Origin of the sequence: Chryseobacterium sp. KBW03 (assembly GCF_003852415.1) — a bacterium.
Lineage (GTDB): Bacteria > Bacteroidota > Bacteroidia > Flavobacteriales > Weeksellaceae > Chryseobacterium > Chryseobacterium viscerum.
The window spans coordinates 76,043-95,012 of record NZ_QAJO01000002.1 but is presented as its reverse complement, the minus strand read 5'-3'; the positions used below and the strand labels follow the sequence as shown (position 1 = coordinate 95,012).

General features: G+C 37.4%; 15 protein-coding genes. 4 read left to right on the top strand and 11 right to left on the bottom strand.

Going from position 1 to position 18,970, the window contains the following annotated elements:
• Positions 1-33 precede the first annotated feature (33 nt).
• From secG to DBR39_RS02390, 3 genes are all read right to left on the bottom strand, one after another.
• Complete coding sequence (secG, locus tag DBR39_RS02400; protein ID WP_103231614.1) at positions 34-381, bottom strand: preprotein translocase subunit SecG; 348 nt, start codon at positions 379-381, stop codon at positions 34-36.
• Between the two features lie 132 nt (positions 382-513).
• Positions 514-2,544: a M16 family metallopeptidase gene (locus tag DBR39_RS02395; protein WP_124530693.1), complete on the bottom strand. Its 2,031-nt coding sequence runs from the start codon at positions 2,542-2,544 to the stop codon at positions 514-516.
• A gap of 53 nt (positions 2,545-2,597) precedes the next feature.
• On the bottom strand, positions 2,598-3,911 hold the full coding sequence (locus DBR39_RS02390; RefSeq protein WP_124530692.1) for a M16 family metallopeptidase: 1,314 nt from the start codon (positions 3,909-3,911) through the stop codon (positions 2,598-2,600).
• Positions 3,912-4,188: 277 nt separating this feature from the next.
• Here DBR39_RS02390 and DBR39_RS02385 point away from each other — a divergent pair, with 277 nt between their 5' ends.
• Together DBR39_RS02385 and DBR39_RS02380 are read left to right on the top strand one after the other, a co-directional pair.
• Positions 4,189-6,519: an ATP-dependent helicase gene (locus DBR39_RS02385; RefSeq protein ID WP_124530691.1), complete on the top strand. Its 2,331-nt coding sequence runs from the start codon at positions 4,189-4,191 to the stop codon at positions 6,517-6,519.
• Between the two features lie 212 nt (positions 6,520-6,731).
• Entirely contained in the window at positions 6,732-9,500 is a 2,769-nt protein-coding gene (locus DBR39_RS02380; protein ID WP_124530690.1) for a TonB-dependent receptor plug domain-containing protein, read from the top strand.
• Positions 9,501-9,760: 260 nt separating this feature from the next.
• On the opposite strand, the gene DBR39_RS02375 is transcribed toward DBR39_RS02380, so the two are convergent.
• The 4 genes from DBR39_RS02375 to DBR39_RS02360 all read right to left on the bottom strand — a co-directional run bounded on the left by DBR39_RS02375 (position 9,761) and on the right by DBR39_RS02360 (position 13,971).
• On the bottom strand, positions 9,761-11,602 hold the full coding sequence (locus DBR39_RS02375; RefSeq protein WP_185145136.1) for a carbon starvation protein A: 1,842 nt from the start codon (positions 11,600-11,602) through the stop codon (positions 9,761-9,763).
• A 194-nt stretch (positions 11,603-11,796) separates the two neighbouring features.
• Positions 11,797-12,834, bottom strand: a complete 1,038-nt coding sequence (locus DBR39_RS02370) for an alpha/beta hydrolase (RefSeq protein ID WP_124530689.1) — start codon at positions 12,832-12,834, stop codon at positions 11,797-11,799.
• A gap of 20 nt (positions 12,835-12,854) precedes the next feature.
• Positions 12,855-13,238 (bottom strand): DUF3037 domain-containing protein, encoded by a 384-nt coding sequence (locus DBR39_RS02365; protein WP_124530688.1) that lies wholly within the window; start codon positions 13,236-13,238, stop codon positions 12,855-12,857.
• Entirely contained in the window at positions 13,225-13,971 is a 747-nt protein-coding gene (locus DBR39_RS02360) for a HipA family kinase (RefSeq protein ID WP_124530687.1), read from the bottom strand. The genes DBR39_RS02365 and DBR39_RS02360 overlap by 14 nt, the downstream gene beginning before the upstream one ends.
• A 166-nt stretch (positions 13,972-14,137) precedes the next feature.
• On the opposite strand from DBR39_RS02360, the gene DBR39_RS02355 reads away from it, so the two are divergent.
• Positions 14,138-14,980: an alpha/beta hydrolase family protein gene (locus DBR39_RS02355; RefSeq protein WP_124530686.1), complete on the top strand. Its 843-nt coding sequence runs from the start codon at positions 14,138-14,140 to the stop codon at positions 14,978-14,980.
• A gap of 49 nt (positions 14,981-15,029) precedes the next feature.
• Positions 15,030-15,536 carry a hypothetical protein gene (locus DBR39_RS02350; protein ID WP_124530685.1) on the top strand — a complete coding sequence of 169 codons (507 nt, stop codon included), beginning with the start codon at positions 15,030-15,032 and terminating at the stop codon, positions 15,534-15,536.
• A gap of 200 nt (positions 15,537-15,736) precedes the next feature.
• On the opposite strand, the gene DBR39_RS02345 is transcribed toward DBR39_RS02350, so the two are convergent.
• From DBR39_RS02345 to DBR39_RS02330, 4 genes are all read right to left on the bottom strand, one after another.
• Positions 15,737-16,561, bottom strand: coding sequence for a flavin reductase family protein (locus DBR39_RS02345; RefSeq protein WP_124530684.1), 825 nt, complete (start codon positions 16,559-16,561; stop codon positions 15,737-15,739).
• Between the two features lie 86 nt (positions 16,562-16,647).
• Positions 16,648-17,061, bottom strand: a complete 414-nt coding sequence (locus tag DBR39_RS02340; RefSeq protein ID WP_124530683.1) for a GxxExxY protein — start codon at positions 17,059-17,061, stop codon at positions 16,648-16,650.
• A 98-nt stretch (positions 17,062-17,159) separates the two neighbouring features.
• Positions 17,160-18,407, bottom strand: coding sequence for a fumarylacetoacetase (gene fahA / locus DBR39_RS02335; RefSeq protein WP_124530682.1), 1,248 nt, complete (start codon positions 18,405-18,407; stop codon positions 17,160-17,162).
• 55 nt (positions 18,408-18,462) lie between these two features.
• Positions 18,463-18,924: a hypothetical protein gene (locus DBR39_RS02330; RefSeq protein WP_124530681.1), complete on the bottom strand. Its 462-nt coding sequence runs from the start codon at positions 18,922-18,924 to the stop codon at positions 18,463-18,465.
• Positions 18,925-18,970: the final 46 nt, after the last annotated feature.

Genomic DNA, 18,970 nt, shown 5'->3' with positions numbered 1-18,970 from the left:
AGTTGCTTTTTTGTATGTAAGATTGTATTCTTCTTATTTTGCAGGAGCTACAGGAGCTTTAGCCGGAGTTGTTGTAGAAGAAGCAGGAGCAGACTGTTTTGCTGGAGCTTCTTTCTTCGCTGGCTGATTAGGGGCTACCTGAGACGGCTTACCTGTAATAACAACGCTCAAAAGGATAAGAACGATGATAGTTGCGCCTAGAGTCCATGTTGCTTTTTCCATGAAATCATTGGTTCTTTGTACTCCAAACTGTGCAGATGATGCACCTCCGAATGTACTGGAAAGGCCTCCTCCTTTTGGATTTTGTGCCATAACGATAATTACCAATAAAACACTGGCAACCATAACAAGAACCATCAATAGTGTAAATATAGTATCCATTAATTTGATATCTTTTTGAATGGGCAAATTTAATCTTTTTTTACTGAATGACAAAGAAAGATGTCGCCAAATGTTGATAAAAATAGAAACGGCAACAATTGTTGCCGTTTTTTCTATAAAAATAAGAGGTTTCTATTTGAAATCTGAATCTTTAGCCTGATTGATCAGGTAAGATTTTACACTCAGGTTGATATCCATTCCGCCCATATTCTGAATGATGGTAAACGGAAGTTTCACTCCTGAAACATCTTTGTAGTCTGCATAACTTGTAGGGATAGATCCTCCTTCTCCAGCTTTTACTTCACCTGTCTTAAGGCCTGTTTTTACACTGTAATAGTAAGTTTCTTTAGTTCCTTTTACGACATAAGAGTCTTCGTTATTATACTTTTCGATTCCTGCCAGTTTGTATTCTGCACTTTTAGCAAAAGTAAGTTCAGGGAAAAGTTCCGGATCTGACATATCAGCTTTCTGTTTGTCATTCAGAGGCATTTTTTGTCCCTGAGCTTCCATGTATCCGTCTTTCCCGTCAAAAATGATTTTTTGTACGGTATTTCCCATCATTTTCATATCCATTGCCATTTTTCCTCCTTTAGCCTGGATCAGTTTCATCGTCATATCCATACCCTGGATTTTTGTAGTAGCATCTGTCGTGATAGAAGTTACTTTCTGAACAGCAGCAAGACCTCCGATCGCGTTGATGTATTTATCAGCAACAGATCCAATGGTAACACTTGCATCTACTTTCTGTGCAGCAGGTTTAGTTACCGGATTGGCTTCCTTATCGAAATATTTTACAGGATACCCAAGTTTCTCCAATCCTTCAGAAATATCAGCCGCTTTACCAGCGATGAAAATCCTGCTTTGGTTTGGTAAAATTGTAGTTTTTACAGCATTTGATACATCTGCAGCAGTTACTTTATCAATAGATTTTAAGTAATTAGTATAGAAGTCAGCAGGTAAGTCCTGAACTTTTTGGTTTAAAGCAAATCTTGCGATAGTAGCTGGCTGCTCCAAAGACATAATGAAAGATCCTTTCAGTTTAGCTTTAGCATTTTCCAACTCTTCCGGTTTTACAGTAGAAATAGCGTTAAGTTCATTCATGAATTCTTTAACAGCTTTGTCTGTAACTTCATTTCTTACACTTGCACTTGCAGAGAATTGTGGAGAATACTTGCTGGCAACCATACTGGAATATGCACCGTAAGTAAATCCGTTCTTCTCACGAAGATTCATGAAAAGCCTTGCTTCACCACCACCACCAAGAATGTAGTTAGCGATTGTTGCAGGGAAATAGTTGGCATCCTTCATCTTCAGGTTGTTCAGGTTGTTTAATGAAACAACAGACTGTACAGCAGAAGGAACATCCACTACATTGATCTCTGTTTTAGCAACATTAGAAGCCGGTTCTAACTGTGCAACAGGAGTATTTGCTTTTTTCCAACCATTGAAAGATTTCTCGATCAAAGATTTTACCTGGTCAAATTTTACGTCTCCAACGATTACTAAGTAAGCATTATCCGGAGCGTAGTATTTTTTATACGTATTTTGTACGTCAGCTAACTGAATTTTGTTGATAGATTCAACTGTTTCAAATTCACCTCTTGACGTATTTTTTCCATACATCAAAGCAGAAGAAACTCTTCCAGCGATAGAAGATGCATTTTTCTCTTCAGATTTTAATCCTTCTACAGCTCTTTCTTTAGAGTTTTGAATTTCTTCAGCGGAGAATTTAGGATTAATGATCGCATCAGCCATCAGACCTAATACTTCAGGGAAATATTTTGAAAGTGAATTGGCAGAAGCTCCATTAGAAGAGAAATTAAGATTAGCACCAAGATAATCTACTTTTTTGTTGAAGTCATCTTTGCTGATGTTCGTCGTTCCGTTTTCGAACTGTTCAGCCATGATTTGGCTTACTCCGGTTACGCTTCCTTCATTGTACGGAGGTCTGTCCATAGAAAGACTTGCGCTTACTCTTGGCAGTTTGTTGTTTTCCACCACCATTACCGTAAGACCATTGCTTAGCTGGAAAGTTTTTGGCTTGGCAATGTTGATCGCAGGAGTAGGTCCCGGTTTCGGCATTGCATTAAGATCTATTTTTTGTGCTGAAACCATTCCTGTAAAGAAAAACGCTGCAGCTATATATGTTAATTGCTTTTTCATTTGTAAAAATTTAATTTTAAATAATCATAGTTTAACCTGAGAAGTTGAAATGATTACTTTTTTTCAGGTACGTAATTAATGATTATTCTTTGGTTAGAATTAAGATACTTTTTAGCCGCATTTTGAAGATCCTGTCTTGTGACAGCTCTGTAAATGTCGATTTCTTTATTGATCAAATTCGTGTTACCCATCAATACATGATTGGTTGCCAATGAAGCAGCAATTCCCTGAATACTAGAGTTGGCATTTACAAATTGGTTTTCGTACTGGTTTTGAAGCTTTTGATAATCTTCTTCAGAAATTAAAGTAGTCTGTACTTTTTTGATTTCAGCATCAATGTCAGCCTGTAAAACCTGTTTTGTAGTCTGTCCCATCGGAATCGCATAGAATGCGAAAATACTGTAGTCTTCAAGACCCTGATTGAAGGCTCCTACCTGAAGCGCTTTCTTTTCCTGGTCAACTAATTTTTTATATAAAACTGAAGATTTACCATTACTTAAATAAGAAGAAAGCATATCTAAAACATAAGCATCTTTTTCTTTGTTAGCAGGGGTCCTGTAGGCAAAGATATAAGCTGGAAGCTGAATGTTCGGGTCCGTAGCCGTAACTTCTTTTTCCTGAGTAATAGGGGTTTCTTTCGGGAAATCTTTCGGGTAAATTGTTCCTTTTGGAATTCCTCCGTAATACGTTTCGATCCATTTTTTAGTCTGCTCAGGCTTGATGTCTCCTGCCACCACTAAAGTAGCATTATTCGGAACGTAATACTTTTTGTAGAACGCCTGGAACTCTTCTAGTTTAGCAGAATTTAAATCTTCCATAGAACCAATTGTTGGCCAGTTGTATGGGTGATTTGTAAATAAGTTTTTCTGAATCGTTGTGAAAAGATTTCCATAAGGCTGGTTATCCATTCTCAATCTTTTTTCTTCTTTTACAACCTCTCTCTGTGTATCCACTCCAATTTGGTTGATAACTGCGTGACGCATTCTTTCCGCTTCCATCCAAAGACCAAGCTGTTCGTTGTTGGAAGGGAATGTTTCGTAGTAATACGTTCTGTCATTGGTCGTGTTGGCGTTGTTCTCACCCCCGTTTGAAGAAACGATTTTGAACCAGTCTCCTCTTTTGATATTCGGAGTTCCTTCAAATAAAAGGTGTTCAAAGAAGTGAGCAAAACCTGTTCTGCCTTTTACTTCATCTTTTGCACCTACATGGTACATTACACCTGTCGTGACAACCGGTGCAGAATTATCCTGATGAAGAATTACGTGAAGACCATTGGGAAGGTCATATTCTTCGAATTTGATTTGCTGTGCATTCAGCATTAGCCCGAAGAAAGCTACGGCAGCAGCAGAAAGAAGTCGCTTTTTCATAAAATTTAGAAATTGTTTACCAATTAGTGTGAAAAGTGAATTAATTGTTACAGATCTTTATAAAATATATGATAAGAAGTCGAAAATTACAACCCATAGATAAAAAATATACTTTTCTTACGCCTTCTTTATTTCACCAATTCAATGACAAACCCTTTTCTCTCACCAATGGCCTGCCAGTCTCTAAATTCTAACCTCTAATAATCTAACTTCTATATGAAAGTTTGAATTCTCCTCTGAATACATTAATTTTGTGTTCCCAAAATTTTTTTGCTGTATGGATTATTTGAAAGGACTCAATGAATCACAATATGAAGCCGTTACTTCTTTACAAGGACCTTTGATGGTGCTTGCGGGAGCTGGTTCCGGGAAAACGCGTGTACTTACCATGCGTATTGCCCATTTAATACACAATGGAATAGACCCTTTCAATATCCTGGCTCTTACCTTTACCAATAAAGCGGCACGTGAAATGAAAGACCGTATTGCAAAAGTAGTAGGAGACAGCAATGCAAGGAGCCTTTGGATGGGAACTTTTCACTCGGTTTTTGCAAGAATTTTAAGAATTGAGGCGCATTACCTTGGATATCCTTCCAATTTTACCATTTATGATCAGCAGGATTCCCTGAACGTGATCAAAAAAGTGTTGAAGGATATGAATATTGATGCAGATCTTTATAAACCAAAGAAAGTTCAGGCAAGAATTTCAAATTACAAAAACAACCTGATTACGGTAAAAGCCTATTTCAACAATCCTGAACTCATGGAGGCTGATGAAAAGGCGAATATGAAATTCATTGGTCAGATTTACCAGCGGTATGTTGATCAGTGTTTCAGAAACGGATCTATGGATTTTGATGACCTGTTGTTGAAAACCAATGAACTGCTTACCCGTTTTCCGGAAGTGCTGGCAAAATATCAGGATAGATTCAGATACATCATGGTAGATGAGTACCAGGATACGAACCACTCACAGTATCTTATTGTAAAAGCACTGGCTTCAAAATTTGAAAACATCTGTGTGGTGGGAGATGATGCACAGTCTATCTATTCCTTCCGTGGTGCGAATATCTACAATATCTTAAACTTTAAAAAAGATTATACGGATGCTAAAACGGTATCGCTGGAGCAGAATTACCGTTCTACACAGAATATCGTAAATGCTGCCAATGTTGTGATTGCAAAAAACTTGCAGCAGTTTAAGAAAAACGTGTTCAGTGATAATGAAGAAGGAGATAAGATCAAAATATACAGATCTCTTTCCGATGCTGATGAAGCGAATTTCGTGGCCGGAAATATCTGGGAACTTCGTAACCGGGACCAGAGAAAGTACAGCGATTTTGCTATTTTATACAGAACCAATTCTCAGACCCGTGCATTTGAAGATGCGCTGAGACGTAAAAATATTCCATATAAAGTGTATGGAGGACTTTCTTTCTACCAAAGAAAGGAGGTGAAAGATCTTATTGGATACCTGCGTCTTCTGATCAATGAAAATGATTCTGAAGCGTTGATGAGAATTATCAATTATCCTGCAAGAGGAATTGGAGAGACCACACAGAACAAGCTGATCGTTTTTGCAGATGCTCATAATATTGCGGTTTCAAAAGTCTTGGATGATCTTCCGATGTATTCACCGCAATTAGGGTTGAACAATGGAGTTTTAAACAAGCTGAATGACTTTTGGTCCATGATAAAGGCTTTCCAGGTATTACTGAAAACAGAGACTGCTTACAGTGTTGCTATGGAAGTGGCAAAACGAAGTGGTTTAATCAAATTCTTGAAAGATGATCAGACTCCGGAAGGAATTTCCAGAGTAGAAAACGTTCAGGAATTGATGAACTCTATGCAGGGATTCATTGAGGAGCAGATACAGCTGGAAGACGGAGACCCAAGCCTTTCCAATTTCCTTGAAAATATTGCACTCTCTGCCGATACCCAGGATAAGAATCTGGAAGATGATATGGTTTCATTGATGACGATTCACCTTTCAAAGGGATTGGAATTCCCGGTAGTTCATTTGGTAGGACTTGAAGAAAATCTTTTCCCAAGCTTTATGAGTTCTGCAACCAGAGAAGATCTGGAAGAGGAGAGAAGACTATTTTATGTGGCATTGACGAGAGCTGAAAAGCAGGTGTTTTTCTCATATGCTGTTTCCCGTTTCCAATGGGGGAAAATTACAGATGCGGAGCCTTCAAGATTCTTAAGTGAAATTGATGATGAATACATTGAATTCCTTAATCCGGCTTTGGAAAAAAGATTTATCAATAATGCAGGAGTGAAATCTAATATTTTTGATGAACATCCTTCTGAAATGAAATCTTTTAAAAAGGTTGAGAAAAAGACAATAGATAAAGGAGATGCATCAAAACCGGTACAGGAAGTAAGAAAACTGAAGCCGGTAAGTACTGCAAAAATTATCAACCCAAGCGGAGCTTCGTCTCAGGATATTGAAGTGGGAGATAAAGTGAGACACGACCGTTTCGGAATAGGAGAAGTGAGTTTTCTGGACGGAACAGATCCTCAGAATATCAAAGCGAAGGTTATTTTCATCCATGAAGGAGAGAAAAACCTCATCCTGAAATATGCTAAACTGACCAAGATTTAATTTCAGAATAATACAATATATAGAAAACGGATTCAATTTTTGGATCCGTTTTTTTATTGAAAATTCTTTAAATTATCTTAATTTTAAATGAGGGATAGAAAGAAACAATAACCATTTTTTATAAAAACAAAGTCTATCTATTTTGTAGACTAATAAATATATTTTACATTTGCACCCTGTAAAAACATAAATGTTCAATCAAATTCTAAACTATGACAAATAAGAAAACTATTCTTTCGGCCTCTGTTTTATTTTTCCTCGGTGTATTTACTTACGGGCAGGAAAAAGACAGCATAAAAACAAATAAAGACAGTATAAAGACCAATAATGTAGAAGAAGTAGTTGTATTGGGGTCAAGAGCCGGAGCGAGATCTAAAACAGACAGCCCGGTTCCTGTAGATGTATTCAACGTAAAAGAATCTTCACTGATTCTTCCACAAACCAATATAGGACAAATACTGAATGCTGTGGCACCTTCTTTCACATCCACTATTCAGACCAATTCAGATGGAACAGACCATTTGGATCCCGCACAGCTGAGAGGACTGGGACCGGATCAGGTTTTGGTTTTAGTTAACGGAAAAAGAAGACATACTTCCGCATTGGTAAATGTAAACGGAACACCCGGAAGAGGAACGGTAGGAACCGACCTGAATGCCATTCCGTCTTTTGCATTAAACAGAATTGAAGTATTAAGAGATGGAGCTTCTGCACAATATGGATCTGATGCCATTGCCGGAGTGATCAATCTCGATCTGAAAAGAGATACAGGAAAACTGGCAGGGCAGATCAGCTACGGAGGAAATCTGACACCAACAGCTAATGACCATACCGGAGATTTCGACGGTCAGAATATTCAGCTGGATTTGAACTATGGGAATAAAATCGGAACCAAAGGTGGTTTTTTTAATATTACCTGGTCTTCACAGTTCAGAAATCCTACTTCCAGAGCAGGAACTGAAAATTCACCGATTTATAATGCTTACAATGCGATTGAACAGCGTGCTTTAAATGATGGAGTGAATCTTTCTTCACTTTTTACGAATATAGGTAATACACCCAATTCACAGCAGCTTGTGAATTACATTCATCAGTATGCTCAGAATGTAAACTATTTTTCTCAGGACTTGCAAAATGCTATCCAGGGTGCCAATACTATTTCCGGACTGCAAAACGTTCTGAAATCAGGGGCTTTTACAACAGATCAGCTAAATTATATCACAGACCAGGAACTGGCTTACAGAGGGCAGGACAGAAAGGATTTTAATATGCAGGTAGGGCAGTCTAAGCTGAATAACCACCAGCTTTTTGTGAATGCTGAGCTGCCAATCAATGACAACTGGAAAGTGTATACTTTTGGAGGATATAGCTTAAGGCATGGTACTTCCGGAGGATTTTACAGAAGACCCAGAGAAAGCAGAACTTTTACAGGATTATATCCTAATGGTTATCTTCCACAGATTGGAACGGATATTCAGGATATTTCATTGGCTGCCGGAATTAAAGGAAAATGGGAGGGCTGGAATATTGATTTCAGTAACACCTATGGGCAGAATTCATTTACCTATAATATTCAAAATACAGGAAATACCTCCTTACGTTTTGCTTCCCCTACTGAATTTAATGCCGGTGGACTACGATTTTCTCAAAATACTATCAATTTAGACTTCTCAAAAAAATATGATGTCTGGGAAGGAATCAATGTTGCTTTTGGAGCAGAACACCGTTATGAGAATTTTAAAATTACTCAGGGCGAAGAAGCTTCTTATGCAATGTATGATGCTTCCGGAAATATATGGAACGGAAATACTGTAAGACCTACGGATTTCTTCGGAGCAGCGCTTCCGGGAGGATCACAGGTATTTAACGGATTCAAGCCTGAGAATGCTGTGGATAAAAACAGACAATCGGTGGCAGCTTATGCAGATGTTGAATTCAATTTCACAAACTGGTTATTGGTAGACGCTGCAGCGAGATATGAAAATTATTCTGATTTCGGTTCTACATTCAATTATAAATTAGCATCAAGAATTAAAGTAGCCCCTAATTTCAATGTGAGATTTGCAGGTTCTACAGGGTTCAGAGCACCATCTATCCACCAGATTTATTATAATGTAACATCTACATTGTTTACGAATAATCAACTGTTGGAAGTAGGGACTTTCAGCAATGATTCTCAACTTGCCGGGTTATTGGATATGCCAAAACTGAAGCAGGAAACTTCCAAATCTGCAAGTGTAGGATTTACCTACAAAATTCCTTCAGTAGGACTTAGCTTTACTGCCGATGGATATTTCACAAGAATTGATAACCGTGTCATCCTTACCGACCAGTTTTTAAGAGCAAATGTTCCTCAGAAAGCACAGGAAGCTTATGATCAATTAGGAATCAATGCTGCACAGTTCTTTACCAATGCAATTGATACAGAAACAAAAGGGTTGGATGTTGTCATCTCCCATAATGCAAGATTCTCAGGATTTAAGCTGGATAACAGCTTTGCTATTAACCTTAACAAAACCAAGCAGGTAGGAGATATCCATTCTGCAGGACTTTTACAGTCGCCACAGCTTGAGAAAGTATATTTCTCAGAAAAATCAAGAGTGTATCTGGAAGAAGCAGTGCCAAGAGTGAAAGCCAGTCTTTCCCATACTCTTACATGGAAAAGTGCTACTTTCTATCTGAGAAACACCTATTTTGGAAAAGTGACAGGGGCTGATATTATTGATGTAAATGGAGATGGTATCATTGATTTTAATGAGCACCAACAGATCGGAGATAAGATTATTACTGACCTGTCTGCGGCCTATCAGTTTACGAAAAATGTAGGATTGACATTGGGAGTAAATAACTTATTTGATATTTATCCAACGAAAAACCTTGCTGCTTCTACGAATAACGATCAGTTCATCTATTCACGTTCCACTTCACAGTTTGGACAGAATGGAAGGTATGTTTTTGCAAGACTTAATTTCAATTTTTAAATACAATAACTGATCATACTTATAAACTTGTTTAAACCTTTATTTTGGAAACATTAAGACTGTATTAAGGTGTTAAGAGTATTAAGATAAGCTTCGCTTTAAGCTTACAATCAGAATGATTCATCTTAACTATACTTTATTTCTTAAATCCTTCTTAATGGTTTTAATATATATCTTACATTTTTTATAAGTTTAAACAGCTCTTATAAAAAAACAGTTCAGAATTTCTGAACTGTTTTTTCTTTATAATAATATGAATGTTATCTTTCTACCAGTTCTTTCACCGGTTCGCCATAATGATCAATCTCCGTTGTATTGATGCGAAGAAGCTGATACCACTTCCTGAAGGCTCCTATAAATACAATAAGCATAAGAATCATTGCTGTTGCCGCTAATGCCGCCAGTAAATATTGTCCTTTTGGAATATAGATAGCGGTCACCTGAATATAACCGGCCCAGAATGTAATGATGGCCATAAAAACTCCGGGAACAGCCGAGCATAAAGCATATCTTCCCCTGTTCATCCTTATCAGCATCGTTGTACAGACGATAAGTCCACAGGCAGCCAATAGCTGATTACTGATCCCAAATAACGGCCAGATACTGTTTACGTTTCCGGTGTATACAAGATATCCCCAGGCAAAAGTGAAAAGAAGACTGCTGATAATAATTCCGGGAATCCAGTTTTTATCATTAAATTTTGGAACCACAGACCCCAGCATTTCCTGTAAAAAGAAACGTCCAACCCTTGTTCCTGCATCAATGGCAGTAAGAATAAATACCGCTTCAAACATAATCGCAAAATTATACCAATACGCAGTCAGTTGATCCATATAAGGGATTTTATTGAAGATATGAGCCATTCCTACCGCCAGAGAAACCGCGCCTCCGGTTCTGCCATACAGGTCAATGCCTATCTTTTGGGAATAATAATCGATGTCTACCCCGTGCAGAGAAGGGTGTGTTGCAAGAAAAGAATCATATGCTTCCTTAGGCGTATTGATCGCAAAATAATCACCCGGCATCAATGTACAGGCTGCAATAAGTGCCATCAAAGCTACAAAACCTTCTACAAGCATTGCTCCATATCCTACGAAAAGAATTTCCCTTTCCTTAGTAAGCATTTTCGGAGTCGTTCCCGTCGCAATCACAGCGTGGAATCCGGAAATCGCCCCACAGGCAATCACAATGAAGATAAAAGGAAGTACCGGACCTCCAATAATAGGGCCTCCGCCATTTACAAATTCTGTAATCGCCGGCATCTGTATTGTTGGATGAATGACAATTACCCCGATTGCCAGCATAATAATCGTTCCTATCTTTAAATAGGTAGAAAGATAATCTCTGGGAACCAAAAGCAGCCAAACAGGTAATACAGAAGCAATAAAACCATACAGAGGAATCGCGATAGAAATTGTTTTAATATCCCAGGAAAACAGATTATTCATGGTAGGATTCTGCATCAGAGTGTGACCTCCAATGATTCCGGCAATCAAAAGTATACCGCCTAAAATACTTGCAAACAAAACACTGTTCTTTTTATAACGCATTATCAGTCCCATAATGATGGCAATGGGCATGGTAATCACTACCGTAAAAAGAGACCATGAGGCTTCATGCATCGCATTAATACAGGCCAAAGATAAACCCGCAAGCGTAAGAATAAGAATGAAAAGAATCGCAAAACCGGCTACCGTTCCTGTTGCTTTTCCGATTTCTTTCGAAGCAATAGTCGCAAGACTCTGTCCTTTGTGTCTCACGGATGCAAAGAGTACAACCATGTCATGCACCCCGCCTCCCAATACACAACCGATCAGAATCCATAATGCACCGGGAAGATACCCAAACTGTGCTGCGAGAACGGGACCTACTAATGGTCCGGCAGCAGCAATAGCAGCAAAATGATGCCCGAAAAGCACATTTTTATTGGTGGCTACGTAATCTTTACCATCTGCAAACTCTACAGCAGGAGTTACATTCTGGTCATTCAGCCTTAGAACTTTATTAGCAATAAAAATACCATAGAATCGGTACGCTATGGCAAAAATAAGAACAGAAGCAAATATGAGTGTAAGAGCATTGATATTATTTAAATATTCCATATCACTTATTTTTATTAATGAATAATTAAATTATTGGCATTTTTGTTATAAATAGTTTAAACAATAGCCAAGGTAATTAATTCTCAATTAAAAAATATCAATATGTATATCAATATAGCAAATTTGTTGTTATTATTTTATTTATTATGCTGGTTTTTAATGAATTGATTTTATTTTAAATAGCTCTATGTATATTATTTCTTCTGTGAAAGAATGAAATTTACCATCTGATCTGTAAGTTGATCCAGATAAGCTTTATCAGTAGTACCAAAACCATGTACTCCGCCATCAACGATGATTAAAGAATTCTGAATTTTTGCCCTGTTGAGTTTTCTGTGAAGCTTTTTAGATTGGCTTAAAGGGACAATTTTATCGTTATTTCCCTGAACAATTAAGGTTGGGACACCTCCTGAAACAAAATTAACAGGAGATATGGTTTCTAAATAATTGATCGCTCTGTCCTGATCTTTTCTGACATCGTAGCCGGAAAGTCCCTTTACCAGATTTTGCTGTAAACTGACAATTTTTTTCGACATCAGCCCAATCAAGGCTACAGGAATTGTTCCCAGTTTGGTATGGAATAACTTGTTCAGATCAGCGGGTCCATAATGATCAATCACATAATTTACTTTGGCAGAATAAGAGGAAAGCTCCGGGTTTCCAATAAAAGTATTATCCGGGGTATAGGCCGCAAGCAGAGAAAGGTGAGCTCCTGCTGAGGCTCCGAAAAGCCCGATATTATTACTGTCGAAATGGTATTTTTCTGCATTCTTTCTTACCCATCTTATGGCATCTTTAGTGTCTTCCAAAGGTAACGGAAAATGAGTGCTGTCATTCAGAAGAGTGTAATTGATACTGATTACAGCATACTGCTTTGCCATCAGTTTGGCAATGGTAGTTTCAACATAATTATCCGAATGGATTATCTTATCACCTTCAACCCATCCGCCTCCATGTACATAGATCAGAACAGGAAGCTGCTGGCTGGCTGAAATGTTTTTGGGTGTAAAAACGTCCAGTTTAACAGGATTTCCTTTACTATTGGTTTTATATACAATATCTTCAGACAGATTGGCTATTTCGGGAAGTAATGTACTTTTTACGGAAGGTGCCGGGTTGGGAACTTGTGAAAAGTTTTGAGAAAAAAATAAATTGGAAAGACTTAAAAATAAAACAAAAAACAGGTTTGTTAAAAACCTGTAGTTTAATATGTTGCTTATCGATAAATTCATAATAAATTTTTTAGGATGTGTTATTTTACTAACTCCTCAAAAAGCTTACCAAAAGTAGCATTCAGATCCTTGGATTTTCCGGGATGAGGTCTCGAGGTCTGTACAACAGCACTTCTTACAGCTGTCAGCCAGCGGAAGCGTTCCGGGATGTCAAGGAGAGCAATAGGACCACCGTTTTTATCTCCACTGGCAATCTTTTGAAAGCTTTCCAGATTATGGATAACATCATCATAATCCAGCTTGCTATGCATCAGTTTGAATTTATCCGGACATAAATAGAATTCCGCTTTGATGAATTTTTCTTTTTTGGAAAACATCACCAATCCGATATTGAAAAATTCTTCTCTTTCAACTTTAGGTACCAGGCGTATTACCGCATATTCATATATTTTATCCTCTTGCATTTTTCGCTTCGTTTACAAAGATTTGAGAATTTTCTAATCTGGTTTTCATAAACTGAAAATAGATCTCACGGATTTCATCAGGTGTTTCATCGGCATCATTCCAATGTAACCAGTCTTCAGGAATCATATTGACAAGTTCTCTGAAAAATTTGTCATTCAGTACTTCGTGGCCAAATTTGTCTGCTTCGTCAAGCATTTTTGCTTTTGGAAGAAGTACATGGTCTTTCACATATTTGAAAGGCGTTTTTGCTGCGGTATCAAAATTCTGCCATGAATGGTGGAAATAGAACGAAGCACCATTATCAATGATCCAAAGTTCTTTATGCCACATCAGCATGTTTGTATTTTTAAAAGTACGGTCAATATTGGTAATGAAAGCATCCAGCCACACTATTTTCGAAGCCAGAAGCGGATCAACATTTACTCCAGGATCATAGGTGATAGAACCGGAAAGATAATGTAATCCAAGATTCAGACCTTCGGAAGATTTCAGAAGATCCTGTATTTCTTCATCAGCTTCCGTTCTTCCGAAATCGGCATCAAGATTGACAAAAACAAGTTCAGGAATCTTAAGTCCTAATGCTTCGGTAATTTTTCCGCCTAAAAGTTCGGAGATCAGCATTTTTACCCCATGGCCTGCACCACGGAATTTTAATACATATTTGAAATCATCATCAGCTTCTGCCAGAGCGGGAAGAGATCCTCCTTCTCTCAGGGGCAGAATGTAACGCATCACGGTTACCGTTCAAACAAAAATAAGGCTATTTTTATAAACTTCAGCTTGACTTTAGATAAAAAGAAACAAGGAATTAAGATTGAAAAACAGAGTTTTTTTCATAAATTTCAATTTGAATACATGATATAAGTGTACATACTATTAAATAAGCCCCATTTGTTTTATGAATGTAATTAGTGAAAAGAATATATATTTAGAAAATAAAGAAACAAAAGGTTTTCTTGCGGATGCTTTTTATACAGACACTGAAGAAAAGCTTCCACTCGTAATATTCGTTCATGGATATAAAGGGTATAAAGATTGGGGAGCCTGGGATCTGATGGCCAGAAAGTTTGCTGAAGCAGGTTTTTTCTTCGTTAAGTTTAATTTTTCGCACAACGGAACAACAACGGATAATCCGACGGATTTTGCAGATCTTGAAGCTTTTGGCCATAATAATTATTCTAAGGAACTTTCTGATCTGGGAGTCGTTATTGATCATTTTAGCAGAGATCCGCATGTTGATGATGAAAAGATTATTTTGATCGGACACAGCAGAGGAGGAGGCATTTCAATTGTTAAAACTTTTGAGGACGAAAGAATCAATGGTTTGATTACATTGGCCAGTGTAGATACTTTAGACCGTTTTCCAAAAGGAGAAGCCTTCGAAAACTGGAAAAATAACGGGGTATATTATGCGCTGAACGGACGTACCAAACAAGAAATGCCTCACTACTATCAGTTTTATGAAGATTATGAGAACAATATTCATCGTTTTGATGTAGAGCGGGCTACAGAAATGGCCAAGGCTCATATGCTTATTATTCATGGAACAGAGGATGAAGCAGTGGAGGTGAAGCAAGCCGAACATCTTCATATCCTTCACCCCAATTCTGAACTGTTTCTGATTGAAAATGCCAACCATACCTTTGGTGCCAAAGAACCATGGATAGAAGCCGTTTTACCACAAGATCTGAATACCGTAACCGAGAAGTGTATTGATTTTATAAATAAAAAATTGAAATAAAACGTTTGAAATTACGTTATAACAGATTAACCACCTTATCAGTATAATTATGAAAAAAATTATTGCAGGCGCATTTGCGCTGTCATTATGTGTTGTTTCATGTAAAAAAGAAGCAAAAACAGAATCTTCTGTAAGCACAGATACTTTGGCCACAGTAACGCCGAAAGATTCTGTATCTACTCCAAAAAACGATTCTGTTGCATCTCCTTCTGCTGCTTCAGGAGCAACCAATATTATTACTAAAAATGTAGGAAAGTATCCCCATGATATTAAATTCTTTGAAGACAAGGGCATCACAGAAAGGCTGAAAAAGTTAGTGGGAACCCAATATGATGAAATGGTAAAGAATTTCAATGTGGAAAGTCCTGTTACTTCTGACAACGGAATTTATAAGCTGACGGGATGTAAGCAGCATGATTGTCCAGGATATGCTACAAGCATTTACTATGACGCTAAAAATGACAACCTGAATGTTTCCATTGATAAAAATGGTACAGCAACAGACTTTGCTGAAAAAGGAAAAATTACTGTTTCAGAATCATTGAAAGCGAAGTAAAATATAAGTAGGGAAGCTGGAAAATAGAAGCTGGAAGCTAGTAACGGTGTTCCATATCTATTGAAATCAAAATAGAACTATTTTCCAAATGATTATTAATTTGGGAAATAGTTTTCAGTAGACTTTATAAACTCCCAGCCTCCGGCATCCAACTCCCCACATAAAATAAAAAAAGCGGCCTGAAATTTCAGGCCGCTTTTTTATTGGATAGTGAGTAAAATCCAGGCTTCTTCAACTCTGCTTTCCAGAAGTAGTTTCTGGGCATCAGCATGAATGTTTTCATCAGCATGGAAGTCACCCGCAGGTAATATTTCTGTATTGGCAAGCATTCCAAGATCATTTCCCGTAAACACTTTGCTGTACTTAATAGAATCCGGCAGCAGATCAAAGCCAATTCCTTTCGTTACCAAAGGTTTTGGAACTTCAAAAAGACTGTTTTCGTTGCTTCTGGAATACCAATTGCTGCCTAAACGGGCCACCATATCCAGTTTTTTCTGATCCAGATTTCCTGCTTCATTCAGATACTCTTCTCTGATATGGATTTTCTGAACTTCACAGATCACAAGATTTCCGGCGCCTCCCTGATCTCCCAACGATTTTACCTCTAAAACTTTACATTCAAAGTTTACGGGGCATTCTTCAATCAGTTTAGGTTGTACAAGATCTGCCTCTTTCATTGTCAATCCAGATTTGATAAACTCATTCACTCCGGTTTCATATTCTGTAGAAGCTAAAGAGATCTGCTGTACAATTGGAAAATTCACTGTTCCAATAACGACTTCCGGTACTTCAAGAACATTTTCCAGCGTGTGTTTCGTTGTATTGTCACGTACTCTCCTTGATGGTGAAAAAATCAAAATCGGAGGAACTGTACTGAACATATTAAAAAAACTGAACGGAGATAAGTTGATCGTACCATCTTTATCCACTGTAGAAGCCAAAGCAATCGGGCGTGGTGAAATAGCCGTCTGCATGATCGTCTGCAGTTGTACGGAGGTTATCTCGGAGGGGATTACTGTTTTCATATTTTTTCTTTTAACACTTAAGTTATTTTTAGTTATTTATGACAATGCTATATTGAAGAGCACTTAAGTTTGAAAACCTACGATTTTCATTCTTTTGGAAGTTCTTTAAATAGTTTAGAAGCAAAGAACTCACAGCCTTCATGATAAAGGTTGGTAACATTGAAATTAACTAAAATTGAGCGAGGTCGCTTTAAGAGATTCATGTAGTTCATAGTTTGTGCTTTATGAATCTGATGAGTTTCAGCAACTGATTTTATTTCTAAAACAATCAAATCTTCAATCAAAAAGTCACATTTTAATTTACAATCTATATAGCTTCCTTTATAGAAAAATGGTATTTCAAGTTCACTTTGATATTTTAAACCTAATAATTTAAATTCTTTTTCCAAACATTGATGATAAACTTCTTCATATAATCCAGGACCTGCTAATTTATGGACCTCAATACAAGCTCCAACAACTTTATAAGACAGATCATTAATTATTTTTTGAGTAATCATAGTGAAGGAAAAAATGAAAATCGTAGATTTTCAAAAACTAAAGTGAACTTGATTTTATCATAATTTTTAACTTAAAAACTAAAGTGTTTAAATAGTTATTAAAGTGTTGGAATAATTTTACCGGAAACTTCACCGAAACCTACTCTCACACCATCTTTTTCAGCCCAAGCTTTCATGGTAACGGTATCGTTATCTTCAATGAATTTTCTTTCTTCGCCGTTGCTTAATGATAAAGGATTTTGTCCTCTCCATGTCAGTTCAAGCATAGAACCGAAAGATTTTGGATCACTTCCTGAGATAGTACCACTTGCATACAGGTCACCCACTTCCACATTACATCCGTTTACAGTGTGGTGAGCCAGTTGCTGGGTCATATTCCAGTACATGTGTTTATAGTTGCTTTCGGAAATTAGGTTTTGGTCTCCGTTTTCAGGCTGAATATATACTTCAAGGTTGATATCGTAGTTCTTATCACCTTCAAATTTTAGATAATCCAAAACTTCAGGATCCTGAGTTGGGGAAGCTGTTCTGAATGGTTCTAAAGCTTCAAGAGTAACTACCCATGGAGAAATAGAAGAACCGAAGTTTTTCGCAAGGAATGGCCCTAGTGGAACATATTCCCATGATTGAATATCTCTTGCAGACCAGTCATTGAAAACTACCATTCCGAAAATAGCATCTTCTGCCTCTTTTGTAGAAATACTTTCTCCCATCTCCGTGTTTTTGTTGATGACAAAAGCCATTTCCAATTCGAAATCCAGTTGTTTACATGGTCCGAAAACAGGCTTGTCTGCATCTGCAGGCTTCATCTGACCTTTTGGACGGTTGATTTCCGTACCTGAAACTACGATAGAGGAAGCTCTTCCGTGGTAACCTACCGGTAAATGTTTCCAGTTGGGTAATAAAGCGTTTTCAGGATCGCGGAACATTTTTCCTACGTTGGTAGCATGTTCGATACTGCTGTAAAAGTCAGTGTAATTCGGGATGTGAAGAGGCATCATCATTTTTACTTTATCCAGGTCGTAGAAAGCTTCTTCAATCGTTTTCTGATCTTTTGATAAAATGGAACCTTCCTGTAATAAGGTCTGAATTTTAGTACGAATGGCATTGGTAACAGGTTTACCAAGCTCGATAAATTCGTTGATGGTATAGGCTTCAAAAACATTGTCGTCTAATCCTTCAATATCTTCGAAATACCCAAGATCGTACAAGGTCGCAAGATCAATTACCTGATCTCCGATTCTTGTACAGCATCCGATATATTCTTTGTTAAAAACTGCGACTCCGAAAGGAATATTGTGGATGGAAAAATCCGAATTTGAGGAATAGTCTACAAATGATTTCATAAGTTTAGATTTTAGTTAGATTTAAAGATCACGCTGAGAGATTTCCTCAGAATATTTATTTTGCTTTTTTTGAGTAAGATGCTTCATCAATCCATCGATCTCTGGTATTGACATCGATGAGGTACAGAATATTGTCCTGCTGGGTCAATAATAGAGTTTTGGTAACAGGCATTGGGATTTTTTTGTTTTCAAGCATGTCTGCTCTTAAAGAAATAATATTTTTTTTCCTGATAATATCACCGGTAAAAACATTGGAACTGCTTTCTCCTGTAGCTTTATCATCGAAAACTTCTACGTAAGTGGCATTATTCCCTTTGATAATAATAAAGTCCCGTTCTGTATGATCGGCTTCATCTTTGATGAAAACGAACTTTTTGTTGTCAACATTTACATTTTCAAGATGCTGATTGATGCCCTTTCTTTGTTCAAGTCGGTTAAGGATTTCATTCAAGGATCCATATTGAGCTTTAAGCCCTAATGTTCCCAGAAAAAGAGTCCCGATTAAAATTTTTCTCATATACTGTGTTTTATAAAAAAGTTTTGCCAGAATACGGTATTCTGAC